This is a genomic window from Stenotrophomonas oahuensis (assembly GCF_031834595.1).
In the GTDB taxonomy this organism is placed as follows: Bacteria; Pseudomonadota; Gammaproteobacteria; order Xanthomonadales; family Xanthomonadaceae; genus Stenotrophomonas; species Stenotrophomonas oahuensis.
This window is the reverse complement of the sequence record NZ_CP115541.1, coordinates 1,375,255-1,393,198: the sequence shown is the minus strand read 5'-3', so window position 1 is coordinate 1,393,198 and position 17,944 is coordinate 1,375,255. Positions and strand designations below refer to the sequence as shown.

Sequence of the window (17,944 nt, the reverse complement as noted above, 5' to 3'; positions counted from 1 at the left end):
GCGTCCGTCAATCGCTTCTGGGGGGAGGGCCGCCTTCCCACAGGGCAGCAGTGGGGCAGGCCCTCTGTCACATCCGCCGCGCCCCTCCGTCATGGCATGCTGAACCACTTCACTCAAGGACGTGAACCCGCATGCACCCAGCCACCCGACCCCTGGCCGCCAGCGCAGCCCTGCTGTTGCTGGCCGCCTGCCAGGCCACGCCGGAGCCCGCCGCCGAGGCGGCCCAGCGCCAGTACGGCCAGCTCACCTTCAAGCCCTGCACGCTCACTAGCAGCCAGGCCAGCAGCAACGTGGAAGCCGAATGCGCCACCCTGCAGGTGGCGGAGAACCCGGACGCGCCGAACGGCCGCAAGATCGGCTTGAACATCGCCTGGCTGGATACCGAGAACCAGGGCGAGGGCAAGCAGGACCCGGTGTTCTTCCTGGCCGGTGGCCCGGGCCAGAGCGCCACCGAGGTGGCCGCGGTGGTGAACCAGGCGCTGCGCGAAGTGCGCAAGAAGCGCGACATCATCCTGGTGGACCAGCGCGGTACCGGTAAATCCAACCCGCTCACCTGCCTGGATGCGGACGGCAAGGAGCTGGCGTTCGACGAGAACGCCTCCGCCACCCCGGAAGTGGTGGCCGAGTATGCCGGCCGTTGCGCCGCCACCCTGACCTCGCGCGCTGACAGCCGCTTCTACACCACCACCCAGGCGATTGGTGACCTGGACGCGGTGCGTGCGGCGATGGGCGTGGACAAGATCAACCTGATTGGCGGTTCCTACGGCACCCGCGTGGCACAGCAGTACGCCGCGCGCTTCCCGCAGCACACCCGCACGGTGGTGATCGACGGCGTGGTGCCGAACGAGCTGGTGGTGGGCGGTGATTTCGCCAACACCTTCGAAAACGCCATCGCGCTGCAATCCGCACAGTGCAGCAAGGACGCCGCCTGCGCCAGGCGCTTCCCGGTGGACACCCGCACCCAGCTGCGCAACGTGATGACCACGTTGAACACCGCGCCGGTGGAAGTGGACTACCGCGACCCGGGCACCAACGAAGCCCACCGCGACAAGGTCACTGCCGATACGGTCACCGGCCTGGCGTTCCTGTTCTCGTACATGCCGGAACTGTCCTCGCTGCTGCCGGTGGTGCTCGATGAAGCGGCGCACGGCCGCTACGCGCCGCTGATGTCGCTCAACCGCATGGCCGGCCGTTCGATGGACGGGCAGATGAATCGCGGCATGCAGTGGTCGGTGATCTGCGCTGAAGATGCGGACCGCTACCAGCCGGCCCCGGCCGGCGACACCCTGCTTGGCCCGGAAGTGGCGCGCATGTTCTTCGCCGCCTGCCCGGCGTGGAACGTGGGCACCCGCCCGAAGGACTTCACCCAGCCGCTGCGCACGGAACTGCCGGTGCTGCTGCTCAGTGGTGAACTCGACCCGGTTACGCCGCCGCGCTACGCCGAGCAGGTGCTGAAGGGCTTGCCCAACGGCCGCCATCTGGTGGCGAAGGGGCAGGGCCACGGCACCCTCAACGCCGGCTGCATGCCGCGCGTGCTGGCGCAGTTCGTGGACAACGCCGATGCCAAATCGCTGGAAGTGAGCTGCCTGGATTCCCTGAGTCCGGTGCCGGCCTTCACCTCGTTCAATGGATGGGAACCATGATCGTCGCCGAGAACCTGCATAAAGCCTTCCAGACCAAGACCGGCCTGATCCAGGCGGTCCAGAACGTGGGCTTCCACGCCGAAGACGGCCAGATCACCGGCCTGCTCGGTCCCAATGGTGCGGGCAAGACCACCACCATGCGCATGCTGTACACGCTGATGAGCCCGGACCAGGGCCGCGTGCTGGTGGACGGCCTGGACGCCACCAAAGACGCGGTTGCGGTGCGCCGCCGACTGGGCGTGCTGCCGGACGCGCGTGGCGTGTACAAGCGCCTCACCGCGCGCGAGAACATCGCCTACTTCGGGCAGCTGCATGGCATGAGTGCGGCCGATATCCGCGAGCGCACCAAGGTGCTGTCCAAGGCCTTGGACATGGAAGACATTCTGGACCGCCAGACCGACGGCTTCTCGCAGGGCCAGCGCACCAAGACCGCGATTGCACGCGCTTTGGTGCACGACCCGCGCAACGTGATTCTGGACGAGCCCACCAACGGCCTGGACGTGATGACCACGCGTGCACTGCGTGGCTTCCTGCGCGGGCTGCGCGACGAGGGCCGCTGCGTGATTTTCTCCAGCCACATCATGCAGGAGGTGGCGGCGCTGTGCGATCGCATCGTGATCATTGCCAAGGGGACGGTGATGGCGGCCGGCACAGCGGATGAGCTGCGCGCGCAGACCGGCGAATCGAATCTGGAAGATGCCTTCGTCAAGGCCATCGGTAGCGAAGAAGGACTGCACGCATGAGCGCGTTTGCCACGTTGTTGACCGTGATGCGCAAGGAACTGCGCGACCTTTCCCGCGACCGCCGCACGCTGGCACTGACCCTGCTGCTGGGGCCGCTGCTGTATCCGATTCTGATTCTGGGCATGGGCAAGCTGGCTGAAACCCGGGTCAAGACCCAGATCGACAAGCCGCTGGAAATTCCCACCATCGGGGCCGAGCACGCGCCGAACCTGGTGCGGTTCCTGGCCGCGCAGGGTTTGAATGCAGTGGAGGCACCAAAGGACCTCACGGCGGCCATCCGCGACCAGAATATCGATGTGGCGCTGCGGATCAGCCCGGACTTCCGCAAGAACTGGGAAGAGGGCCGCCCGGCGCTGGTGGAGATCGTGCAGGACAGCACCCGTCGTGCCGCCGATGTGCCGACCGCACGCCTGAAGGCCGCGCTGGCCGGCTACGGCCAGCAGGTAGGCGCGCTGCGTCTGCTCGCTCGCGGCGTGGATGCCCAGGTCGCACGACCGCTGGATGTGGCCACGCAGGATCTGGCCACCGCCGAGGCCAAGCGCGGGGTGATGTTGTCCATCCTGCTGCCGGTGCTGCTGACCATCACCTCCTTCCTGGGCGGTGCCTATCTGGTGATGGACACCACCGCCGGCGAGCGTGAGCGCCAGTCGCTGGAGCCGCTGCTGGCCACGCCGGCCCCGCGCAGTGCGATTGTGAGCGGCAAGATCGCGGCGGCGTGTGTGGTCGGGTTGGCGTCATTGCTGCTGACCTTGTTGGCATTCAAGTTGAGCGCGCAGCTGGGAACAGGCGCGGCCGCGCGGCAGCTCAACATGGGCTTCGTGCCGATGCTGCAGATGCTGTTCATCATGCTGCCGATGCTGCTGATCGGCACCTCGCTGCTGACCTTCCTGTCAGCCGCGTCCAAGAGCATGAAGGAGGCGCAGAGCCACATGACCTGGCTGATGCTGCTGCCGATGCTGCCCGGCTACGCGCTGATGGTGTACCCACTGAAGAGCGAGCTGTGGCAGTTCGGCGTGCCGTTCCTGGCGCAGAACCAGATGCTGCTGAAGATCATCCGCCACGAAGCGATCAGCCCGCAGATGTGGGGCGTATACCTCGCCGCCAGCCTCGGCCTCGCCGCCATCCTCTGGTACGCCGCCGTACGCCGCTACCACCAGGAGCGGTTGGCGATCTCCGGCTGACGGCCCCCATGCGGTGGGTATCGACCGTTGATACTGTCGATACCCGCCCCGTAGAGCCACGCCCTGCGTGGCTGCATCTGGCAACGCCGGCCAACGGCCGGCGCTACCGATTCAAAGAATCGCCTGCAGCCCTTCGTCAGCAATGACATTAAGCAGCTTCAGCGCATGCCCGGTAGGCCGTGTCTCACCTTGTTCCCACTTGCGAACCGTCGACGCCGTCGTATGCAGATGATGCGCAAACACCGACTGGCTGAAGTTCAGCGCTTCACGCAGCTGCTTGATATCAGCCGCACTGAACTCACGGACCGGTGCCGGAAACAGCGTTTCAAACTGGTGCATGGTGCCTTTGCTGATCGCACCTGCTTGATGAAGCGTCGTCAGATCTTCTCGTAGTGATTCAATGATCCTGCTCACTTTCCACCTCCGGTGCTGCGGCACATAGTGAGGTGTGGAATATGCCCAAATAAGGGCAGAATTCTGTGGCTGCATTTGGTAGTGCCGGCCGTTGGCCGGCCTACGCACTGCTTGTTCCGGCCAGCGGCCGGCACTACCGAGTGTGTCGCGATCAGAACCAGATGCGCAACAAAAAAGGCCCGGATATCTCCGGGCCTTTTCATTGGAGGGTACCGACCAACGGTCGGTACCTACCGGGGTCAACCGATCATCCGTCGGGACCCATCCATCAACCGCCCGGAGCAAACGCCAGGGTGCGGCGGGTGGTGACCGGGGCCGACACCGGCTCGAACTTCCAGCGCTTCACGGCGTTCAGGGCTTCGCGGTCGAACACGCGGGCCGGGGTGGCGCGCAGCACGCGGGCGTTGGTCACCGAGCCGTCAGTGCCGACGGTGATTTCCACCAGCACGTCACCCGAGGTACCTGCGCGCAGGGCTTCCGGGGGGTAACGCGGGGCCGGGGTGCTGACCGGGCGCAGGTTGTTGGCAGCGGCGGCAGGGGCGGCGGCGCGGGACGCCGCTGCAGCAGCGGCGGCGGCAGCGGCCTGCTGGCGCTGTTCGGCTTCACGACGGGCGGCGGCTGCACGGTCGGCTTCCTGGCGCTCGCCTTCACGGCGGGCAGCGTCCTGCTGGGCGGCGATGTTACGGGCCGCTTCGGCTTCGGCCGCCTGCTGCTGGCGCTGCTGGTCGGCCAACTGCTTGGCGCGGGCTTCGGCGTCCTTCTTGACCTTGTCGGTCTCTTCCTGGGTGCGCTTCAGGGCGGTCTGCATGCCGCCGGTGACGCCCTGCTTCAGGCGGGCCAGCGCCGGTGCGTTCGGATCCACCTTCTCCACCAGGGCCACCAGGCGCTGGGCTTCGGTGAAGTCCTCGCGGGTCAGGTTCTGCTCGGCGGCGATGACGGTGTAGGGCAGCAGGTCGGTCAGCGCGCTCTTCACCGAGGCGTCGTCCGGGGTCTTGTCACGCAGCGCAAGGTAGTACTCGATGGCGTTGTCGCCGGCCGGGGCGTACATGCGGTTCTCGCGCAGCGCCTTGCTGGCCGAGTCGCGCAGGTCGTCGGTGCCCATCGACTGCACCTGGGCCGAAACGGCCGGTGCCGGCGCGGGAGCCGCGGCAGGGGCGGCCGCCGGGGCGGTCGCGGTGCCAGCAGCCGGAGCCGCCGGTTCATCCTTGCCCGAGCAGGCGGCCAGAGCCACCGCCAGGGTCAGCGGCACCCACAGGCGCGCCTTGGCGAAAGTGTTGACGTGCGACATCCAACTCCCCTTTGAAGAACGACGATACGTAAGGCCTGAGACGGCAGGCCGGCCGGACCCCGGTGCGTTTCCCGACGCGCCGGGCCGTGCCACCGGGCGGTGCCCAGCGGCCAGAAGCCTCAATCTACCATCACATGGCGTTGATGTGGGTGACTGTGCCTGCGCCGGAATTCCGGCGCGCCACGACCAACGGTCGTCGCCTACCACCTGCCGGGTAGGTCACGACCGTTGGTCGTGACCCGGACCGGGCTTAATGCGACAGCGACTTGCTCGGCGCGTGCGACATCAGCTTGTCGGTATAGGCAATACCGATGGCCGACAGAATGAAGGCACCGTGGATCACGGTCTGCCAGATCACGCCGCTGGTGGTCATGGTGGCGCACTTCAGACTATTGGCGGCCTCCGGACCGGCCATGGCGGTCACGGCGCTGACGGCTTGATAGAACTCCTGGGTGCCGCACAGCGGCAGGCCATCCAGCGCGCCCGCGCCGATGAAGGTCTTCAGCAGGTGGATCGAGGAGATGCCGATGATCGACAGGGCCAGCTTCACCTTCAGCACGCTGGCGTTGACGTGGCTGAGCCATTCCGGCTGGTCCGGGTGGTTTTCCAGGCGCAGGCGCGAGACGAAGGTCTCGTAGCCGCCCACGATCACCATCACCAGCAGGTTGGAGATCATCACCACGTCGATCAGGCCCAGCACCAGCAGCATGATTTCCTGCTCGCCCATGCTGTTGGCCTTGTGGACCAGGTGCCACAGCTCCTTGCCGAACAGGAACACGTAGACGCACTGCGCCAGGATCAGGCCCAGGTACAGCGGCAGCTGCAGCCAGCGCGAGGCGAAGATCAGGGACGAAAGCGGGCTGATACGGGCAGGGGACGAGCTCATGGGGCTGAATAGGGTTGCAGGGGTTGCCGAAGGGTACCCGGAGCGGGTGACGGTGCCAAGGCAGGGGAGGGGGTACAGCATGAACCTCGATTCAAAATCCCCCCGATCTCAGACGCGAACGAAAGAAACGGTGTTGGCCGGCACCTACAGTTTCACACGCGATGGGGGGACTGAGGTTCCCCCATGCGCGTCCGTCACACCACGCTAAAAGAGGTAAATATGTCCCTGAAGCGACAAATTTCGGTGGTTTTCGCCGCTTTCCTTATCGGAGCGCCATTCACTGCGGCCGCAAATGATGGCCTGGGCGTCGACATGGAGACCAGATGCAGTTGCGGCGACGACGGTGATCGAAACGTTCAACTGCAGCGGAATGGACTGGGCGATCCCGGACTGCAGGCTACGCCTTTGAATGCACATCCGGACTGGGACGTGCATGGCTTCAGTCGTGACGGGATGGAGTACTTCCAGGTAAACGACCGCGCCGGGAAGATTCAGCTGATCATCGGCCATGCGGATGGGGTGTTCTGGCTGCTGCCAGCGGGTGATCCGCATGCGCGCGTCATTCTGCCCGGCGACCCCGCTTTGCCAGTGGATGCGGTCCTAGTCTCAGAGGTATATCGGAATCCGGATTTCCACTTGCGACTCTACGCGACCGAGAACGGGAAGATCTGGGGCGTCGACTCGACCCATTAGTGCGACGGGCCATCGCTCGCCGTTGGAAGTGGAGGTGAGCTATCGAAACAATCACCAGTATGGGCTGGCCAGATTCTCAGAGATTCTTCAGAGCGACTCTTATGGGGTCTCCATAAAGTTGTACGGATATCCCATAACCCTTCATTGGAGGTGCCCATGCGCGGTGCGATTCTCTCGTCCGCAGCGACTGTCCTGATGATCTTCAGTTCTCCGGAAGTCGCGACTGCTCAAGATTCAATGCCTGTTCCAACTGCGTGTTGCCCAGGAAAAGATCACTTGGCTCAGTTTGTTCGCATTGGTCTTGGCAACTCTTCCCCTGACGCCCCTGACCTGAGCTTGAGTCCGGAATGGCACGTCTATGGCTTTGAGCGTGACGGAGCGGAGTACATCCAGATCAACGATGTGGCGGGAGGCGTTCATCTGGTCATCGGAAAAATGGCGGGCGAATTCTGGGTACTCCCAGCGGGCGCTAGCGAAGTGCCCATCTCACTGCCCCACCGGGTCATCCTGCCCCCAGCCGATGCAAGCCGGGTCCTCGTCTACGAGAATCCGGAGTTCAAGCTTAATCATCATCGGGGAGCAGAGGATTCCCTGTGGTCGGTGGAACCGTCATCATCACCGTGATGGGGTCCTAGGTATCCCGCAGCAGCAAGCGAATACGGTTTTGGCGGCACTCTACGGTGCCGCCATGACTGAGAACTCTGCCAGCGAGCCGATCCGTAACGGCTTTGATGGTGGCGTCGCTCAAACGATGACCCGGGTCAACGACGGCAGCCACAACCACAATGCCCGAACCCAGACGAGTGCGCCCACACCGAGCGCTGACACGAATCTGACCCTGTTCACACTGAAGCAGCAGTGACACCGCTTCGGTCAGGGCACGATATGTGGCGAGCTGAAGCGAAACAGGCAAACGACACGGATCTCCGAACAGCCTGGGCTGCAGGATTCGCTCTGTACTCTGCCAGATATCACTTATGCCGCCGATCTGTAGCGCAAGGTAAAGGCCCACATGTTCCAATGCTGTGGGGTAGACAAGACTGGCTTGGGCTCGGAACTTCCTTGAATAGAATGCGGAAGTGCTGATCAGATTCTCGGCCACGCGCGGATGCCCCTGACGGATGAGCCAGTCAGCGGTCTCACTGAGATGGAGATCAATTCCCTCCCCGATTCTGTTCATGTCTGCTGCTCGTTCACGCAGGCTCAACTCGGATGCCGTATGTGCTTTCCTGGTCTGCGAGATGACCTCGCTGCTTGCGATCACCTCTGTGCGAAGCCGGTTGAAGTGATGGCTGATGCTGGAGCCAAGTGAGAGCAGGGTGATACCAACAACCGCAAGGATCTGCTGGATTACGAATGTGGTTGAGTCATACGACCATGGCTGCCCTGTGGACGGCATGCTGATGCCGATGACAAGGTTCAGCAGCGAAACAGCAGTAGCAGCGCCCCGCCAGCCGTGAAGGCAGGTGAGAAGTACTGCCGGCATGCCCATGGCGAACAGCAGGCTGCTTGAAAGCCACGGCTGTTCGGCACGGACAAGCACTGATGCCACCCCGAGCGCGGGAATAGCTACCGCGGCTCCGGCGCTGATCAGCGTGACTCTGCCAACCTCGGCTGCATGTTTGTGCCGTAGCCTCCACGCAAATGCGAGGGGTGCTAGCGTCAGGATGCCGAGAAAGTCGCCCACGCTGTAGCGGATAAGGCGCTGCAGGATGCTGATGTCAGGTGGTACCGGCCACAGAAGCTCTGCCATTGCGATGTTGATTGAGCTGATGGCCAGCGCGGCAATGGCTGCCAGCGAGATCAGCCAAGCGGGCGGCCCGTTCTGAAGAAGGGGTTGGTGCAGCTTCACGATGACGGCGATGGTGGGCATGATGCACGCGGGTGTCAGGATTGACCACGCAAGGCCTAGCTCGTTCGACTGCGGAAAAACGACGTACGCAAGATGTGCATAGTCGCCCAGGATGAGGAACACCCAATACCTTGACGGGACAAGTAGCAGCGCACCCACTCGAAGCCCGGCGACCAGATAGAACTGGTCAACAGATACCTGGCGCGTGGCCCAACATGTCACGGCAAAGGCTGCGGCAAGAAGCAGTCCGCACGGGTGAATGCGAATGCCAATGCGAGTTCCTGTTCTCCACCACCGCACAAAGAGGTCCATCAGCACATCCCATCTCCTGTTCAACCGGTGCCCGTGTCGCGTTCGGGCGAGAGCGCGTCGCAGACTGCAGCGGTCGACATTAGATAGTGCGGCGACGCAAGCAGGGCATCGGAATCCGACGAAACCAACGCGCGTGGCCTTTAGTCCCCTTAGCGGCTGAGGCCCGAGTAGGACCCCATAGGACTAACTGTTCCCAACCTGCTGACAGCACCGTGACGCTTGCGACATACACTCACCCTTTCCCAACCCGAAGGTGCCGTCATGCTCGACCTGTATTACTGGCCCACTCCCAACGGCCACAAAGTCACCCTGCTGCTGGAAGAGCTGGGCCTGCCGTACCAGATCAAGCCGGTGAACATCGGGTCGGGCGACCAGTTCAAGCCCGAATTCCTGGCCATCTCGCCGAACAACAAGATGCCGGCACTGGTCGACCACGCCCCGACCGATGGCGGCGCGCCGCAGAGCGTGTTCGAATCCGGCGCGATCCTGCTGTATCTGGCCGAGAAGACCGGCAAGTTCCTGCCGGCTGACACCCGTGGCCGGGTGGCGGTGCTGGAGTGGCTGTTCTGGCAGATGGCGGGACTGGGCCCGATGAGCGGGCAGATGGGGCATTTCAACGTGTATGCGCCGGAGCAGATTCCCTATGCCATCGAGCGCTACGGCAACGAGGTGCGCCGCCTGCACGGGGTGATGGACAAGCGCCTGGCGCAGAGCGCGTATCTGGCCGGCGATGAATACACCATTGCCGACATGGCCAGCTACCCGTGGATCGGGGCGTACGACAAGCTGCCGCCGGATTTCGCCGCGTTCCCGAACCTGAAGCGCTGGCATGAGGCAATTGCCGCGCGCCCGGCCACCCAGCGGGCGTATGCGCTGAAGGAGAAAGTGAATCCGAACGCGGGCAAGCCGTTGAGCGAGGAAGAGCGCAAGCATCTGTTCGGGCAGCGGTAAGGATATCCGGGCAAGGCCCGGCGGTACGGTACGATTGGGGTCTGACGTCGCCGGAACCCTCCATGCGCCACCTTGTTGCCAGCCTTGCCCTGATGATTGCCTCCACCACGATGGCCCACGCCGAAAAACTCACGCTTGAGGCCATTACCGGCCCGCTGCCGCTGTCGGGCCCGACCCTGATGAAGCCCAAGGTGGCTCCGGACGGCTCGCAGGTGAGCTTCCTGCGGGGCAAGGAGGCCGACCGCAACCAGCTGGACCTGTGGACCTACGACATCGCCAGCGGCCAGACCCGCATGCTGGTCGATTCCAAGGTGGTGCTGCCGGGCGAGGAAACCCTGAGCGACGCCGAAAAGGCCCGCCGCGAGCGCCAGCGCATCGCGGCCATGACCGGCATCGTGGACTACCAGTGGTCGCCGGACGCGCACACCCTGCTGTTCCCGCTGGGTGGCGAGCTGTACCTGTACGACCTGTCCAAGCAGGGCAAGGTGGCCGTGCGCCAGCTGACCCACGGCGAAGGCTTCGCCACTGACGCCAAGCTGTCGCCGAAGGGCGGCTTCGTCAGCTTCGTGCGTGCCCGCAACCTGTGGGTGATCGACCTGGCCAGCGGTAAGCAGATCCAGCTCACCAGCGACGGCAGCGACACCATCGGCAACGGCGTGGCGGAATTCGTCGCTGACGAAGAAATGGACCGCCACACCGGTTACTGGTGGGCCCCCGATGACTCGGCCATCGCCTTTGCCCGCATCGACGAATCCCCGGTGCCGGTGCAGAAGCGCTACGAAATGTATGCCGACCGCGTGGAGATGATCGAGCAGCGCTACCCGGCGGCCGGCGACCACAACGTCACCGTGAAGCTGGGCGTGGTGGCACCGAAGGCCGCTGCCACCCCGAACTGGGTCGACCTGGGCACCAACCCGGACATCTACCTGGCACGTGTGGACTGGCGCAGCCCGCAGCAGCTCACCTTCCAGCGCCAGTCGCGCGATCAGAAGAAGCTGGAACTGATCCAGGCCGACCTGGCCAGCGGCAAGCAGCAGACCGTGGCCACCGAAACCTCCAAAACCTGGGTGCCGCTGCACAACAGCCTGCACTTCCTGAAGGACGGCGGCTTCGTATGGTCGTCCGAGCGCACCGGCTTCCAGCATCTGTACCGCGTGGCCGCCGACGGCAAGACGGTCACCGCGCTGACCGCCGGCAACTGGCCGGTAGACGAACTGCTGGCGGTGGATGAAGACGCCGGCACCGTGTACTTCCGCGCCGGCGTGGACTCGGCCCGCGAAAGCCAGATCTATTCGGTGCCGCTGGCCGGTGGCGCGATCAAGCGCCTGTCGCAGGCTGATGGCATGCACACCGCCAGCTTCGCCCGCAACGCCAGCGTGTATGTGGACAGCTGGTCGAACACCACCACGCCGCCGCAGATTTCGCTGCACCGTGCCAGTGGCGAGAAAATCGCCACGCTGGTGGAAAACAATCTGGCGGACCCGCAGCACCCGTACGCGCGCTACCTCGATGCGCAGCGCCCGGTGGAGTTTGGCACGCTGACCGCCGCCGACGGCCGCACCGAGCTGAACTACAGCCTGATCAAGCCGGCCGGCTTCGACCCGTCCAAGCGCTACCCGGTGGCGGTGTATGTGTATGGCGGCCCGGCCAGCCAGACCGTGACCAACAGCTGGCCCGGCCGTGGCGACCATCTGTTCAACCAGTATCTGGCGCAGCGCGGCTACGTGGTGTTCTCGCTGGACAACCGCGGCACCCCGCGTCGCGGTCGCGATTTCGGCGGTGCGCTGTACGGCGTGCAGGGCACGGTGGAAGTGGCCGACCAGCTCAAGGGCGTGGAATGGCTGAAGCAGCAGCCGTGGGTGGACCCGGCGCGCATTGGCGTGCAGGGCTGGTCCAACGGTGGCTACATGACCTTGATGCTGCTGGCCAAGGCGTCGAACCAGTACGCCTGCGGCGTGGCCGGCGCGCCGGTCACCGACTGGGGCCTGTATGACACCCACTACACCGAACGCTACATGGACCTGCCGGCCAACAACCCGAAGGGCTATGAAGAAGCCCGCGTGCTGGCGCATGTGGACGGCCTGCGCTCGCGCCTGCTGCTGATTCACGGCATGGCTGACGACAACGTGCTGTTCACCAACTCCACCGAACTGATGAGCGCGTTGCAGAAGCGCGGCCAGCCGTTCGAACTGATGACCTACCCGGGGGCGAAGCACGGTTTGTCCGGCAGCAACGCCTTGCACCGTTATCGTCTGGCCGAGGACTTCCTGGGTCGCTGCCTGACCCCGTAAGCCCACTCACCTGGCTCAAGGAGGACGCCGATGACCCCACCCCCTGCGCTGCCCCAGGCCCCATCCAACGGCTGGTGGAGCCGCCACTGGCGCTGGGCCATGCCGCTGGGCGTGCTGGCCTGCGTTGCCGCGCTGGTGGGGGTGGTGTGGCTGGCACTGGCGCAGTGGTCGCATTGGAGCCGCAGCAGCGAGCCGTACCAGGAGGCGATGCGCCGCGCGCGCTGCAGCATCGAGCTGCGGCATGTGCTGGGCGAACCCATCCAGGACGGCTACCTGCCCAGCGGCAACATGCAGCGCAGCGCTGACGGCACGGGGTACAGCGAATTCGTGGTGGATCTGAAGGGGTCCAAGGGGACGGGCCAGCTGTTCCTGGAGGCGCGCCGGGAAGAGGGGCGTTGGGATTACCCGCGCATGTATGTGCTGACCGAGACATCCGAGGCGATTGATCTGACTGCGTTGGATGATGCCGAAGCGGCCAAGGTGTGTGCGCTGCAGGAGTGCCGCGAGCAGAATCACTGCCTGCCGGCCCCGCCGCAGCCGTTGGATTGATTGCGCGCGCGCGGGACCGCGCGCTGCCGGGCATGGCCCGGCACTACATGACCGCCGCGCGCGTCCCGCAACGACGCCATGATCGGCGCACCCGGTCCGCAACGACGTCATCCTTGCCTCCGTAGTGACGCGCCATGCGCGTCATCGCGGTGCCGAACCGCCCCATGACCTCCGGCCGATTGCCGTACCCCCGCCCAGCCGGTACGTTCGCAATCACCCACCACCCCGGAGTTCCGCATGAAGCCGCTCGCCCTTGCCGTCGCGCTGGTCCTTTCCGTTCCTGCTGCGCTCAGCGCGCCGCCGGCTGCCCTGGCCGCTGCTCCGGCCGCCAGCAAGGCACCGGCCAGCCCGGCCTGGGTAACCCGCAGCAACCAGCTGGCGCAGATCCTGCTGGACGCGCAGGGCCCGTTCCAGCCGGAGGAAACCGGCTTCTTCGGCGTGCCGGGCTACGACGACAAGGTCGCTGACTTCGGCCCGGACAACGCCGCGCGCTACCGCGCCGCGATGGCCAAGGCGCGCAGCGAACTGCAGGCCAAGCTGGCCACCGAGCGTGACCCGAACGTGCGCCAGGACCTGGCGATCATGATTGCCGCCGCCACCCAGAACATCGAAGGCAGCGAGCTCAATGAAAAGTACCTGCTGCCGTGGACCGACACCCCGCAGCTGGTGTTCAGCGGCATCAACCTGCTGCTCTCCGACCAGGTGCCGGAAGCGCGCCGCGCCAAGGCGCTGGACCGTCTGAAGGCCTACGCCGGGCTCGCTCCGGGCAGCACCGCGGTGACCACGCTGTCGCGCCAGCGCTATGAAGAGGCGCTGGCCAACAAGAGCCTGCTGCAGCCGACGAAGATTGAAGTCGAGCAGTCGCTGGAGAACGTGGATACCTACATCACCGGCATCGAGAAGCTGTTCGGCAAGTACAAGATCGCCGGTGCCGACGAAGCGCTGAAGACCATCGCCACCCAGCTGCGCGAGTACCGCGACTGGACCCGCGCCGAAGTGCTGCCGAAGGCGCGCGCCGACGCACAGCTGCCGGAACCGCTGTACGCATTCCAGCTCAAGCGCGTGGGCATCGATATCGATCCGAAGCTGCTGATGCAGCGCGCCCAGCTGGAATTCATGGAAACCCGCTCGGCGATGCGCCAGCTGGCTCCGCTGGTGGTGCAGGCCAAGGGCCTGAAGGTGGCCGACCCGACCGACGTGGTCGCGGTGATCCGCGCGCTGAAGAGCGACAAGATCGCCAACGACCAGCTGGAACACCACTACCGTGGGGTGATCGACCAGATCGACCCGATCATCCGCGCACAGAAGATCGTGGATGTGCCGCAGCGTGCAATGCAGATGCGCCTGGGTTCGGAAGCGGAAAGCGCGGCGTCGCCGGCTCCGCACTTCCTGCCGGCACCGCTGGTCGGCAACACCGGCCAGCAGGGCACCTTCGTGCTGCCGCTGGGCAACCCGGCCGCTGGCGATGATTCCGCGCAATACGACGACTTCAACTTCGGTTCGGCGGCGTGGACGCTGAGCGCGCATGAAGGCCGCCCGGGCCACGAACTGCAGTTCACTGCGATGGTGGAGCGCGGCATCTCGCTGGCCCGCACCATGTTCGCGTTCAATTCGGTAAACGTGGAAGGCTGGGCGCTGTATGCCGAAGCCGAAATGGTGCCATACGAACCGCTGGACGGGCAGCTGATCGCGCTGCAGTTCCGCCTGCTGCGTGCGGCCCGCGCGATGCTGGACCCGATGCTCAACCTGGGCTTGATCGACCGTGCCAATGCCGAGCGCATGCTGATCGAGGAAGTCGGCCTGTCCAAGGCGATGGCCACGCAGGAACTGGATCGCTACATGGTGCGCATGCCCGGCCAGGCCGGTAGCTACTTCTACGGCTACACCCGGATCATGGAACTGCGGATGCAGACCGAGCTGGCGTTGGGGCCGAAGTTCGACCGCCTGGCGTTCAACAACTTCCTGCTGGATCAGGGCCTGCTGCCGCCGGACCAGCTGGCGCAGGCGGTGAATGAGGTGTTCATTCCGAAGCACAAAGCGCGGTGACGGGGCGCGTGGGTCACGACCAACGGTCGTGACCTACCGGCCAATCGTGGTGGGTCACGACCGTTGGTCGTGACATGCCATCACCGTTCGGGGGTAATGGTCTGCACCGGCAACCGCTCTGCCGGCGGCACCCAGATCGCCACCCCGGCCGCGCGCTTCTGCGTGGTCGGAATACCGATGCCCACGCCACCGCCCACATGCGAGCCGTAGCTGCCGGCACCCACCGACATACCCACCGGCGAGCCGCTGGAACCCACGCCCATCAGGATCACGCCGTTCGCGCCCAACGCGGCGGCTTCCTTCTTCAACCGGGCCACGGCCGCATCGGTCTGGCCCTGGGTGCCAAAGCCTACGGCGCTGGAGGACTCCAGCTGGGCGATTTCCTGCGACCCCGGCGGCGGGGTGGAATAGATCTGCACCAGTGCCGGGTCGGTCGGCGGCCGGGTCTGGCCCAGCATCACCCGCGAGGTGCTGGCACAGCCGGCCACGGCCAGCAGCACGCCCAGCACGGTCAAGGTTCGAATGTTCATGGGCTCACCCCCGTTGGTGGGCCGGGTACGGCCCGCGCTTGGATCATCCGCGCCGGCCACTGAATCACGGCCAACGACCTGGCAACAACCTACCACCGGCCGGGTGAAACCCGGGCGGACGACCCGCCCCTCACGCGCACGTGGCGGCTGAAGCATTAAGGTGCGCGCAGCATTTCTGGAGAGAACGTGTCATGGGCCTGATCAGTCTGCTGTGGGGTGTGTTTGCGGTGTTGTGGATGATCCTGGCGCTGATCCCGCTGCTGGGGTGGGGCAACTGGTTCCTGATCCCGTTCGCGGCGGTGGGCGCGGTAATCGGCGCGCTGGGCATCCTGTTTACCCACCCGAGCAAGCGCGGCCGCGCCTGGACCGGCCTGCTGCTCAACGTGGTGGTGGTGGTGGTCGGCATCGTGCGGTTGTCGTTGGGCGGCGGGGTCATCTGAAAGCCCGTCACGACCAACGGTCGTGACCTACCGGTCGCGACGCTCCCGTAGAGCGGGGCTTGCCCCGCTGGAGCCGGGCAAGCCCGGCTCTACATGCGACCCTGCGTCGCAGGCGTCAAAGCGCCGCAGCCACAGGCGTAGAATGGCCGCCCATGATCATTCGCCCCCGTCCCCACGGCTGGCAGCTGCTGTACATCCTGCGCGGCTCCATTGTTCCGGCCGTGGCCCCCAAAGTGCTGGCCATTCTGGTGCTGGCCATCGCCGTGGCCGCCTTCGCCGAACTCTGGCACCCGCCGGGGATCGAGCGTGTCTCGGTCGCCCCGTTCACCCTGCTGGGCCTGGTGCTGTCGATCTTCCTCAGCTTCCGCAACAGCGCCTGCTTCGACCGCTGGTGGGAAGGGCGCAAGCTGTGGGGTCAGCTGGTGTACGAATCGCGCAGCCTGGCCCGCCTCTGCAGCACCGTGCTGGAAGCCGACCCGGCCCGCGCCGCGCGCATGGTGCGCCTGGGCATCGGCTTTGCGCATTCGCTGGCGGCCAAACTGCGTGGCCGCGACGCCGCCCTGGCCGCGCTGCCGTGGGTGGACGAGGCCGGCCACGCCCGCCTCGCACAACGCCAGAACACCCCGGACCAGCTGCTGGCGATGATCACCGCCGAGGCCGCCGTCGCGCACCGTGCGGGGGATCTGGATTCGATCCTGTTCGCCCAGTTCGAAACCCGCGTGCATGCGCTGTCCAGCATCCAGGCCGGCTGCGAGCGCATTCTGTCCACGCCGCTGCCGTTCGCCTACACCCTGCTGCTGCATCGCTGCGCCTGGATGTTCTGCGTGCTGCTGCCGTTTGGCCTGGCCAGTTCGCTGGGCTGGGCCACCCCGGTGGTGTCGGCGGTGCTTGCGTATGCCTTCTTCGGGCTGGACCAGCTGGGCGAGGAAATGGAGGAGCCGTTCGGGCTGGAACCGAACGACCTGCCGCTGGACGCGATGGTCCGCACCATTGAAATCGACCTGCTCGGCAGCCTGGGCGTGCAGCCGCTGCCCGCGCCGCTGCAGCCGCATCGTTATCTGCTGCAGTAATCCTGCGCACCCCAGTATTCCGTTACGGAGAGTTTTCCGATGGCACACCCCGATTACCGCCCCCGCCGCATGCGCCACGACGAGTTCTCGCGCCGGCTGATGCGCGAAAACACGCTGACCACCGACGATCTGATCTACCCGGTGTTCGTGCATGAGCTGTCCGGCCGCGCGCCGGTGGCCTCGATGCCGGGCGTGGAGCGTTTATCCATCGACGAATTGTTGAAGGTGGCCGAGGAAGCGCTGGAACTGGGGATTCCGGTGATCGATCTGTTCCCGGTGATCGACCCGGCTGGGAAGTCGCTGGATGCCGCGGCCGCGTGGGACGAGAACGGCCTGGCCCAGCGTGCGGTGCGCGCGCTGAAGTCGCGTTTCCCCGAACTGGGGGTGATGACCGACGTGGCCCTCGACCCGTACACCACCCACGGCCAGGACGGGATCATCGATGACAAGGGCTACGTGCTCAATGACATCACCGTGCAGGCGCTGATCAAGCAGTCGATCTCGCACGCGGAAGCCGGCGTGGACATCATCTCGCCGTCGGACATGATGGATGGCCGCATTGGCGCGATCCGCCGCGCGCTGGATGCCGACAGCCACATCAACGTGCGCATCATGGCTTACTCGGCCAAGTACGCTTCGGCGTTCTACGGCCCGTTCCGCGACGCGGTGGGCAGCTCGGCCAGCCTCGGCAAGGCCGACAAGAAGACCTACCAGATGGACCCGGCCAACGGCGACGAAGCCATGCGCGAGATCGCGCTGGACCTGGAGGAGGGCGCGGACATGGTGATGGTCAAGCCGGGCATGCCGTACCTGGACCTGGTGCGCCGGGTGAAGCAGCAGTTCGGCGTGCCGACCTTCGCCTATCAGGTGAGCGGCGAGTACGCGATGCTGAAGGCCGCGGCGGGCAACGGCTGGCTGGATGAACGTGCCTGCGTGATGGAGTCCCTGATGTGTTTCAAGCGTGCCGGAGCCGATGGCGTGCTGACCTATTTCGCGCCGCAGGTGGCGCGCTGGCTGCGCGAGCGCTGACAATACGCGGCAACTGAGAAAGGAAC

17 protein-coding genes are annotated in these 17,944 nt (G+C 65.4%); 12 read left to right on the top strand and 5 right to left on the bottom strand.

The features are described 5' to 3' along the window. The first annotated feature begins 131 nt into the window (after positions 1 to 131). From PDM29_RS06110 to PDM29_RS06100, 3 genes are read left to right on the top strand one after another with little or no spacing between them, the layout of a single operon-like run. The gene (locus PDM29_RS06110; RefSeq protein ID WP_311192981.1) at positions 132 to 1,643 is read left to right on the top strand and encodes an alpha/beta hydrolase; all 1,512 of its coding nucleotides are present in this window, start codon (positions 132 to 134) and stop codon (positions 1,641 to 1,643) included. Beyond that, positions 1,640 to 2,386 (top strand): ABC transporter ATP-binding protein, encoded by a 747-nt coding sequence (locus tag PDM29_RS06105; protein ID WP_311192980.1) that lies wholly within the window; start codon positions 1,640 to 1,642, stop codon positions 2,384 to 2,386. Before PDM29_RS06110 ends, PDM29_RS06105 begins: the two co-directional genes overlap by 4 nt. Then, positions 2,383 to 3,567: an ABC transporter permease gene (locus PDM29_RS06100; protein ID WP_311192979.1), complete on the top strand. Its 1,185-nt coding sequence runs from the start codon at positions 2,383 to 2,385 to the stop codon at positions 3,565 to 3,567. The genes PDM29_RS06105 and PDM29_RS06100 overlap by 4 nt, the downstream gene beginning before the upstream one ends. A 111-nt stretch (positions 3,568 to 3,678) precedes the next feature. Here PDM29_RS06100 and PDM29_RS06095 read toward each other — a convergent pair whose 3' ends face one another. The 3 genes from PDM29_RS06095 to PDM29_RS06085 all read right to left on the bottom strand — a co-directional run bounded on the left by PDM29_RS06095 (position 3,679) and on the right by PDM29_RS06085 (position 6,155). After that, a complete protein-coding gene (locus PDM29_RS06095; RefSeq protein WP_311192978.1) occupies positions 3,679 to 3,981 on the bottom strand; it encodes a helix-turn-helix domain-containing protein in 303 nt (100 codons plus the stop codon). Positions 3,982 to 4,249: 268 nt separating this feature from the next. Beyond that, a complete protein-coding gene (locus tag PDM29_RS06090; protein ID WP_311192977.1) occupies positions 4,250 to 5,269 on the bottom strand; it encodes an energy transducer TonB in 1,020 nt (339 codons plus the stop codon). 250 nt (positions 5,270 to 5,519) lie between these two features. Continuing rightward, positions 5,520 to 6,155: a TIGR00645 family protein gene (locus tag PDM29_RS06085; RefSeq protein WP_311192976.1), complete on the bottom strand. Its 636-nt coding sequence runs from the start codon at positions 6,153 to 6,155 to the stop codon at positions 5,520 to 5,522. A 183-nt stretch (positions 6,156 to 6,338) separates the two neighbouring features. On the opposite strand from PDM29_RS06085, the gene PDM29_RS06080 reads away from it, so the two are divergent. Both PDM29_RS06080 and PDM29_RS06075 read left to right on the top strand, forming a co-directional pair. Next, positions 6,339 to 6,848: a hypothetical protein gene (locus PDM29_RS06080; RefSeq protein WP_311192975.1), complete on the top strand. Its 510-nt coding sequence runs from the start codon at positions 6,339 to 6,341 to the stop codon at positions 6,846 to 6,848. 156 nt (positions 6,849 to 7,004) lie between these two features. Continuing rightward, a complete protein-coding gene (locus tag PDM29_RS06075) occupies positions 7,005 to 7,472 on the top strand; it encodes a hypothetical protein (RefSeq protein WP_311192974.1) in 468 nt (155 codons plus the stop codon). Between the two features lie 7 nt (positions 7,473 to 7,479). Here the strand turns inward: PDM29_RS06075 and PDM29_RS06070 are convergent, their stop codons facing one another. Next, positions 7,480 to 9,012, bottom strand: coding sequence for an MASE1 domain-containing protein (locus PDM29_RS06070; protein ID WP_311193729.1), 1,533 nt, complete (start codon positions 9,010 to 9,012; stop codon positions 7,480 to 7,482). A gap of 261 nt (positions 9,013 to 9,273) precedes the next feature. Between PDM29_RS06070 and PDM29_RS06065 the strand changes: the two genes are divergently transcribed. The 4 genes from PDM29_RS06065 to PDM29_RS06050 all read left to right on the top strand — a co-directional run bounded on the left by PDM29_RS06065 (position 9,274) and on the right by PDM29_RS06050 (position 14,849). Then, positions 9,274 to 9,963 (top strand): glutathione binding-like protein, encoded by a 690-nt coding sequence (locus PDM29_RS06065; RefSeq protein ID WP_311192973.1) that lies wholly within the window; start codon positions 9,274 to 9,276, stop codon positions 9,961 to 9,963. Between the two features lie 62 nt (positions 9,964 to 10,025). Further along, positions 10,026 to 12,254, top strand: a complete 2,229-nt coding sequence (locus PDM29_RS06060) for a S9 family peptidase (RefSeq protein WP_311192972.1) — start codon at positions 10,026 to 10,028, stop codon at positions 12,252 to 12,254. 30 nt (positions 12,255 to 12,284) lie between these two features. Then, a complete protein-coding gene (locus PDM29_RS06055) occupies positions 12,285 to 12,803 on the top strand; it encodes a cytochrome c oxidase assembly factor Coa1 family protein (RefSeq protein WP_311192971.1) in 519 nt (172 codons plus the stop codon). A 237-nt stretch (positions 12,804 to 13,040) separates the two neighbouring features. Beyond that, positions 13,041 to 14,849: a DUF885 domain-containing protein gene (locus PDM29_RS06050; protein WP_311192970.1), complete on the top strand. Its 1,809-nt coding sequence runs from the start codon at positions 13,041 to 13,043 to the stop codon at positions 14,847 to 14,849. A gap of 80 nt (positions 14,850 to 14,929) precedes the next feature. Here the strand turns inward: PDM29_RS06050 and PDM29_RS06045 are convergent, their stop codons facing one another. Next, entirely contained in the window at positions 14,930 to 15,379 is a 450-nt protein-coding gene (locus PDM29_RS06045) for a hypothetical protein (protein ID WP_311192969.1), read from the bottom strand. A gap of 191 nt (positions 15,380 to 15,570) precedes the next feature. Between PDM29_RS06045 and PDM29_RS06040 the strand changes: the two genes are divergently transcribed. The 3 genes from PDM29_RS06040 (at position 15,571) to hemB (ending at position 17,918) form a co-directional block, all read left to right on the top strand. Further along, on the top strand, positions 15,571 to 15,819 hold the full coding sequence (locus PDM29_RS06040; RefSeq protein WP_311192968.1) for a hypothetical protein: 249 nt from the start codon (positions 15,571 to 15,573) through the stop codon (positions 15,817 to 15,819). Between the two features lie 152 nt (positions 15,820 to 15,971). Further along, the gene (locus tag PDM29_RS06035) at positions 15,972 to 16,889 is read left to right on the top strand and encodes a bestrophin family protein (protein WP_311192967.1); all 918 of its coding nucleotides are present in this window, start codon (positions 15,972 to 15,974) and stop codon (positions 16,887 to 16,889) included. Between the two features lie 39 nt (positions 16,890 to 16,928). Further along, a complete protein-coding gene (gene hemB / locus PDM29_RS06030) occupies positions 16,929 to 17,918 on the top strand; it encodes a porphobilinogen synthase (protein ID WP_311192966.1) in 990 nt (329 codons plus the stop codon). Positions 17,919 to 17,944: the final 26 nt, after the last annotated feature.

Coding starts and splice junctions, on each gene's coding strand:
- PDM29_RS06050 (WP_311192970.1), top strand. CDS start 13,041: ATGAAGCCGCTCGCCCTTGCCGTCGCGCTGGTCCTTTCCGTTCCTGCT.
- PDM29_RS06090 (WP_311192977.1), bottom strand. CDS start 5,269: ATGTCGCACGTCAACACTTTCGCCAAGGCGCGCCTGTGGGTGCCGCTG.
- PDM29_RS06070 (WP_311193729.1), bottom strand. CDS start 9,012: ATGGACCTCTTTGTGCGGTGGTGGAGAACAGGAACTCGCATTGGCATT.
- PDM29_RS06045 (WP_311192969.1), bottom strand. CDS start 15,379: ATGAACATTCGAACCTTGACCGTGCTGGGCGTGCTGCTGGCCGTGGCC.
- PDM29_RS06105 (WP_311192980.1), top strand. CDS start 1,640: ATGATCGTCGCCGAGAACCTGCATAAAGCCTTCCAGACCAAGACCGGC.
- PDM29_RS06110 (WP_311192981.1), top strand. CDS start 132: ATGCACCCAGCCACCCGACCCCTGGCCGCCAGCGCAGCCCTGCTGTTG.
- PDM29_RS06100 (WP_311192979.1), top strand. CDS start 2,383: ATGAGCGCGTTTGCCACGTTGTTGACCGTGATGCGCAAGGAACTGCGC.
- PDM29_RS06085 (WP_311192976.1), bottom strand. CDS start 6,155: ATGAGCTCGTCCCCTGCCCGTATCAGCCCGCTTTCGTCCCTGATCTTC.
- PDM29_RS06040 (WP_311192968.1), top strand. CDS start 15,571: ATGGGCCTGATCAGTCTGCTGTGGGGTGTGTTTGCGGTGTTGTGGATG.
- PDM29_RS06060 (WP_311192972.1), top strand. CDS start 10,026: ATGCGCCACCTTGTTGCCAGCCTTGCCCTGATGATTGCCTCCACCACG.
- hemB (WP_311192966.1), top strand. CDS start 16,929: ATGGCACACCCCGATTACCGCCCCCGCCGCATGCGCCACGACGAGTTC.
- PDM29_RS06055 (WP_311192971.1), top strand. CDS start 12,285: ATGACCCCACCCCCTGCGCTGCCCCAGGCCCCATCCAACGGCTGGTGG.
- PDM29_RS06035 (WP_311192967.1), top strand. CDS start 15,972: ATGATCATTCGCCCCCGTCCCCACGGCTGGCAGCTGCTGTACATCCTG.
- PDM29_RS06075 (WP_311192974.1), top strand. CDS start 7,005: ATGCGCGGTGCGATTCTCTCGTCCGCAGCGACTGTCCTGATGATCTTC.
- PDM29_RS06080 (WP_311192975.1), top strand. CDS start 6,339: ATGCGCGTCCGTCACACCACGCTAAAAGAGGTAAATATGTCCCTGAAG.
- PDM29_RS06065 (WP_311192973.1), top strand. CDS start 9,274: ATGCTCGACCTGTATTACTGGCCCACTCCCAACGGCCACAAAGTCACC.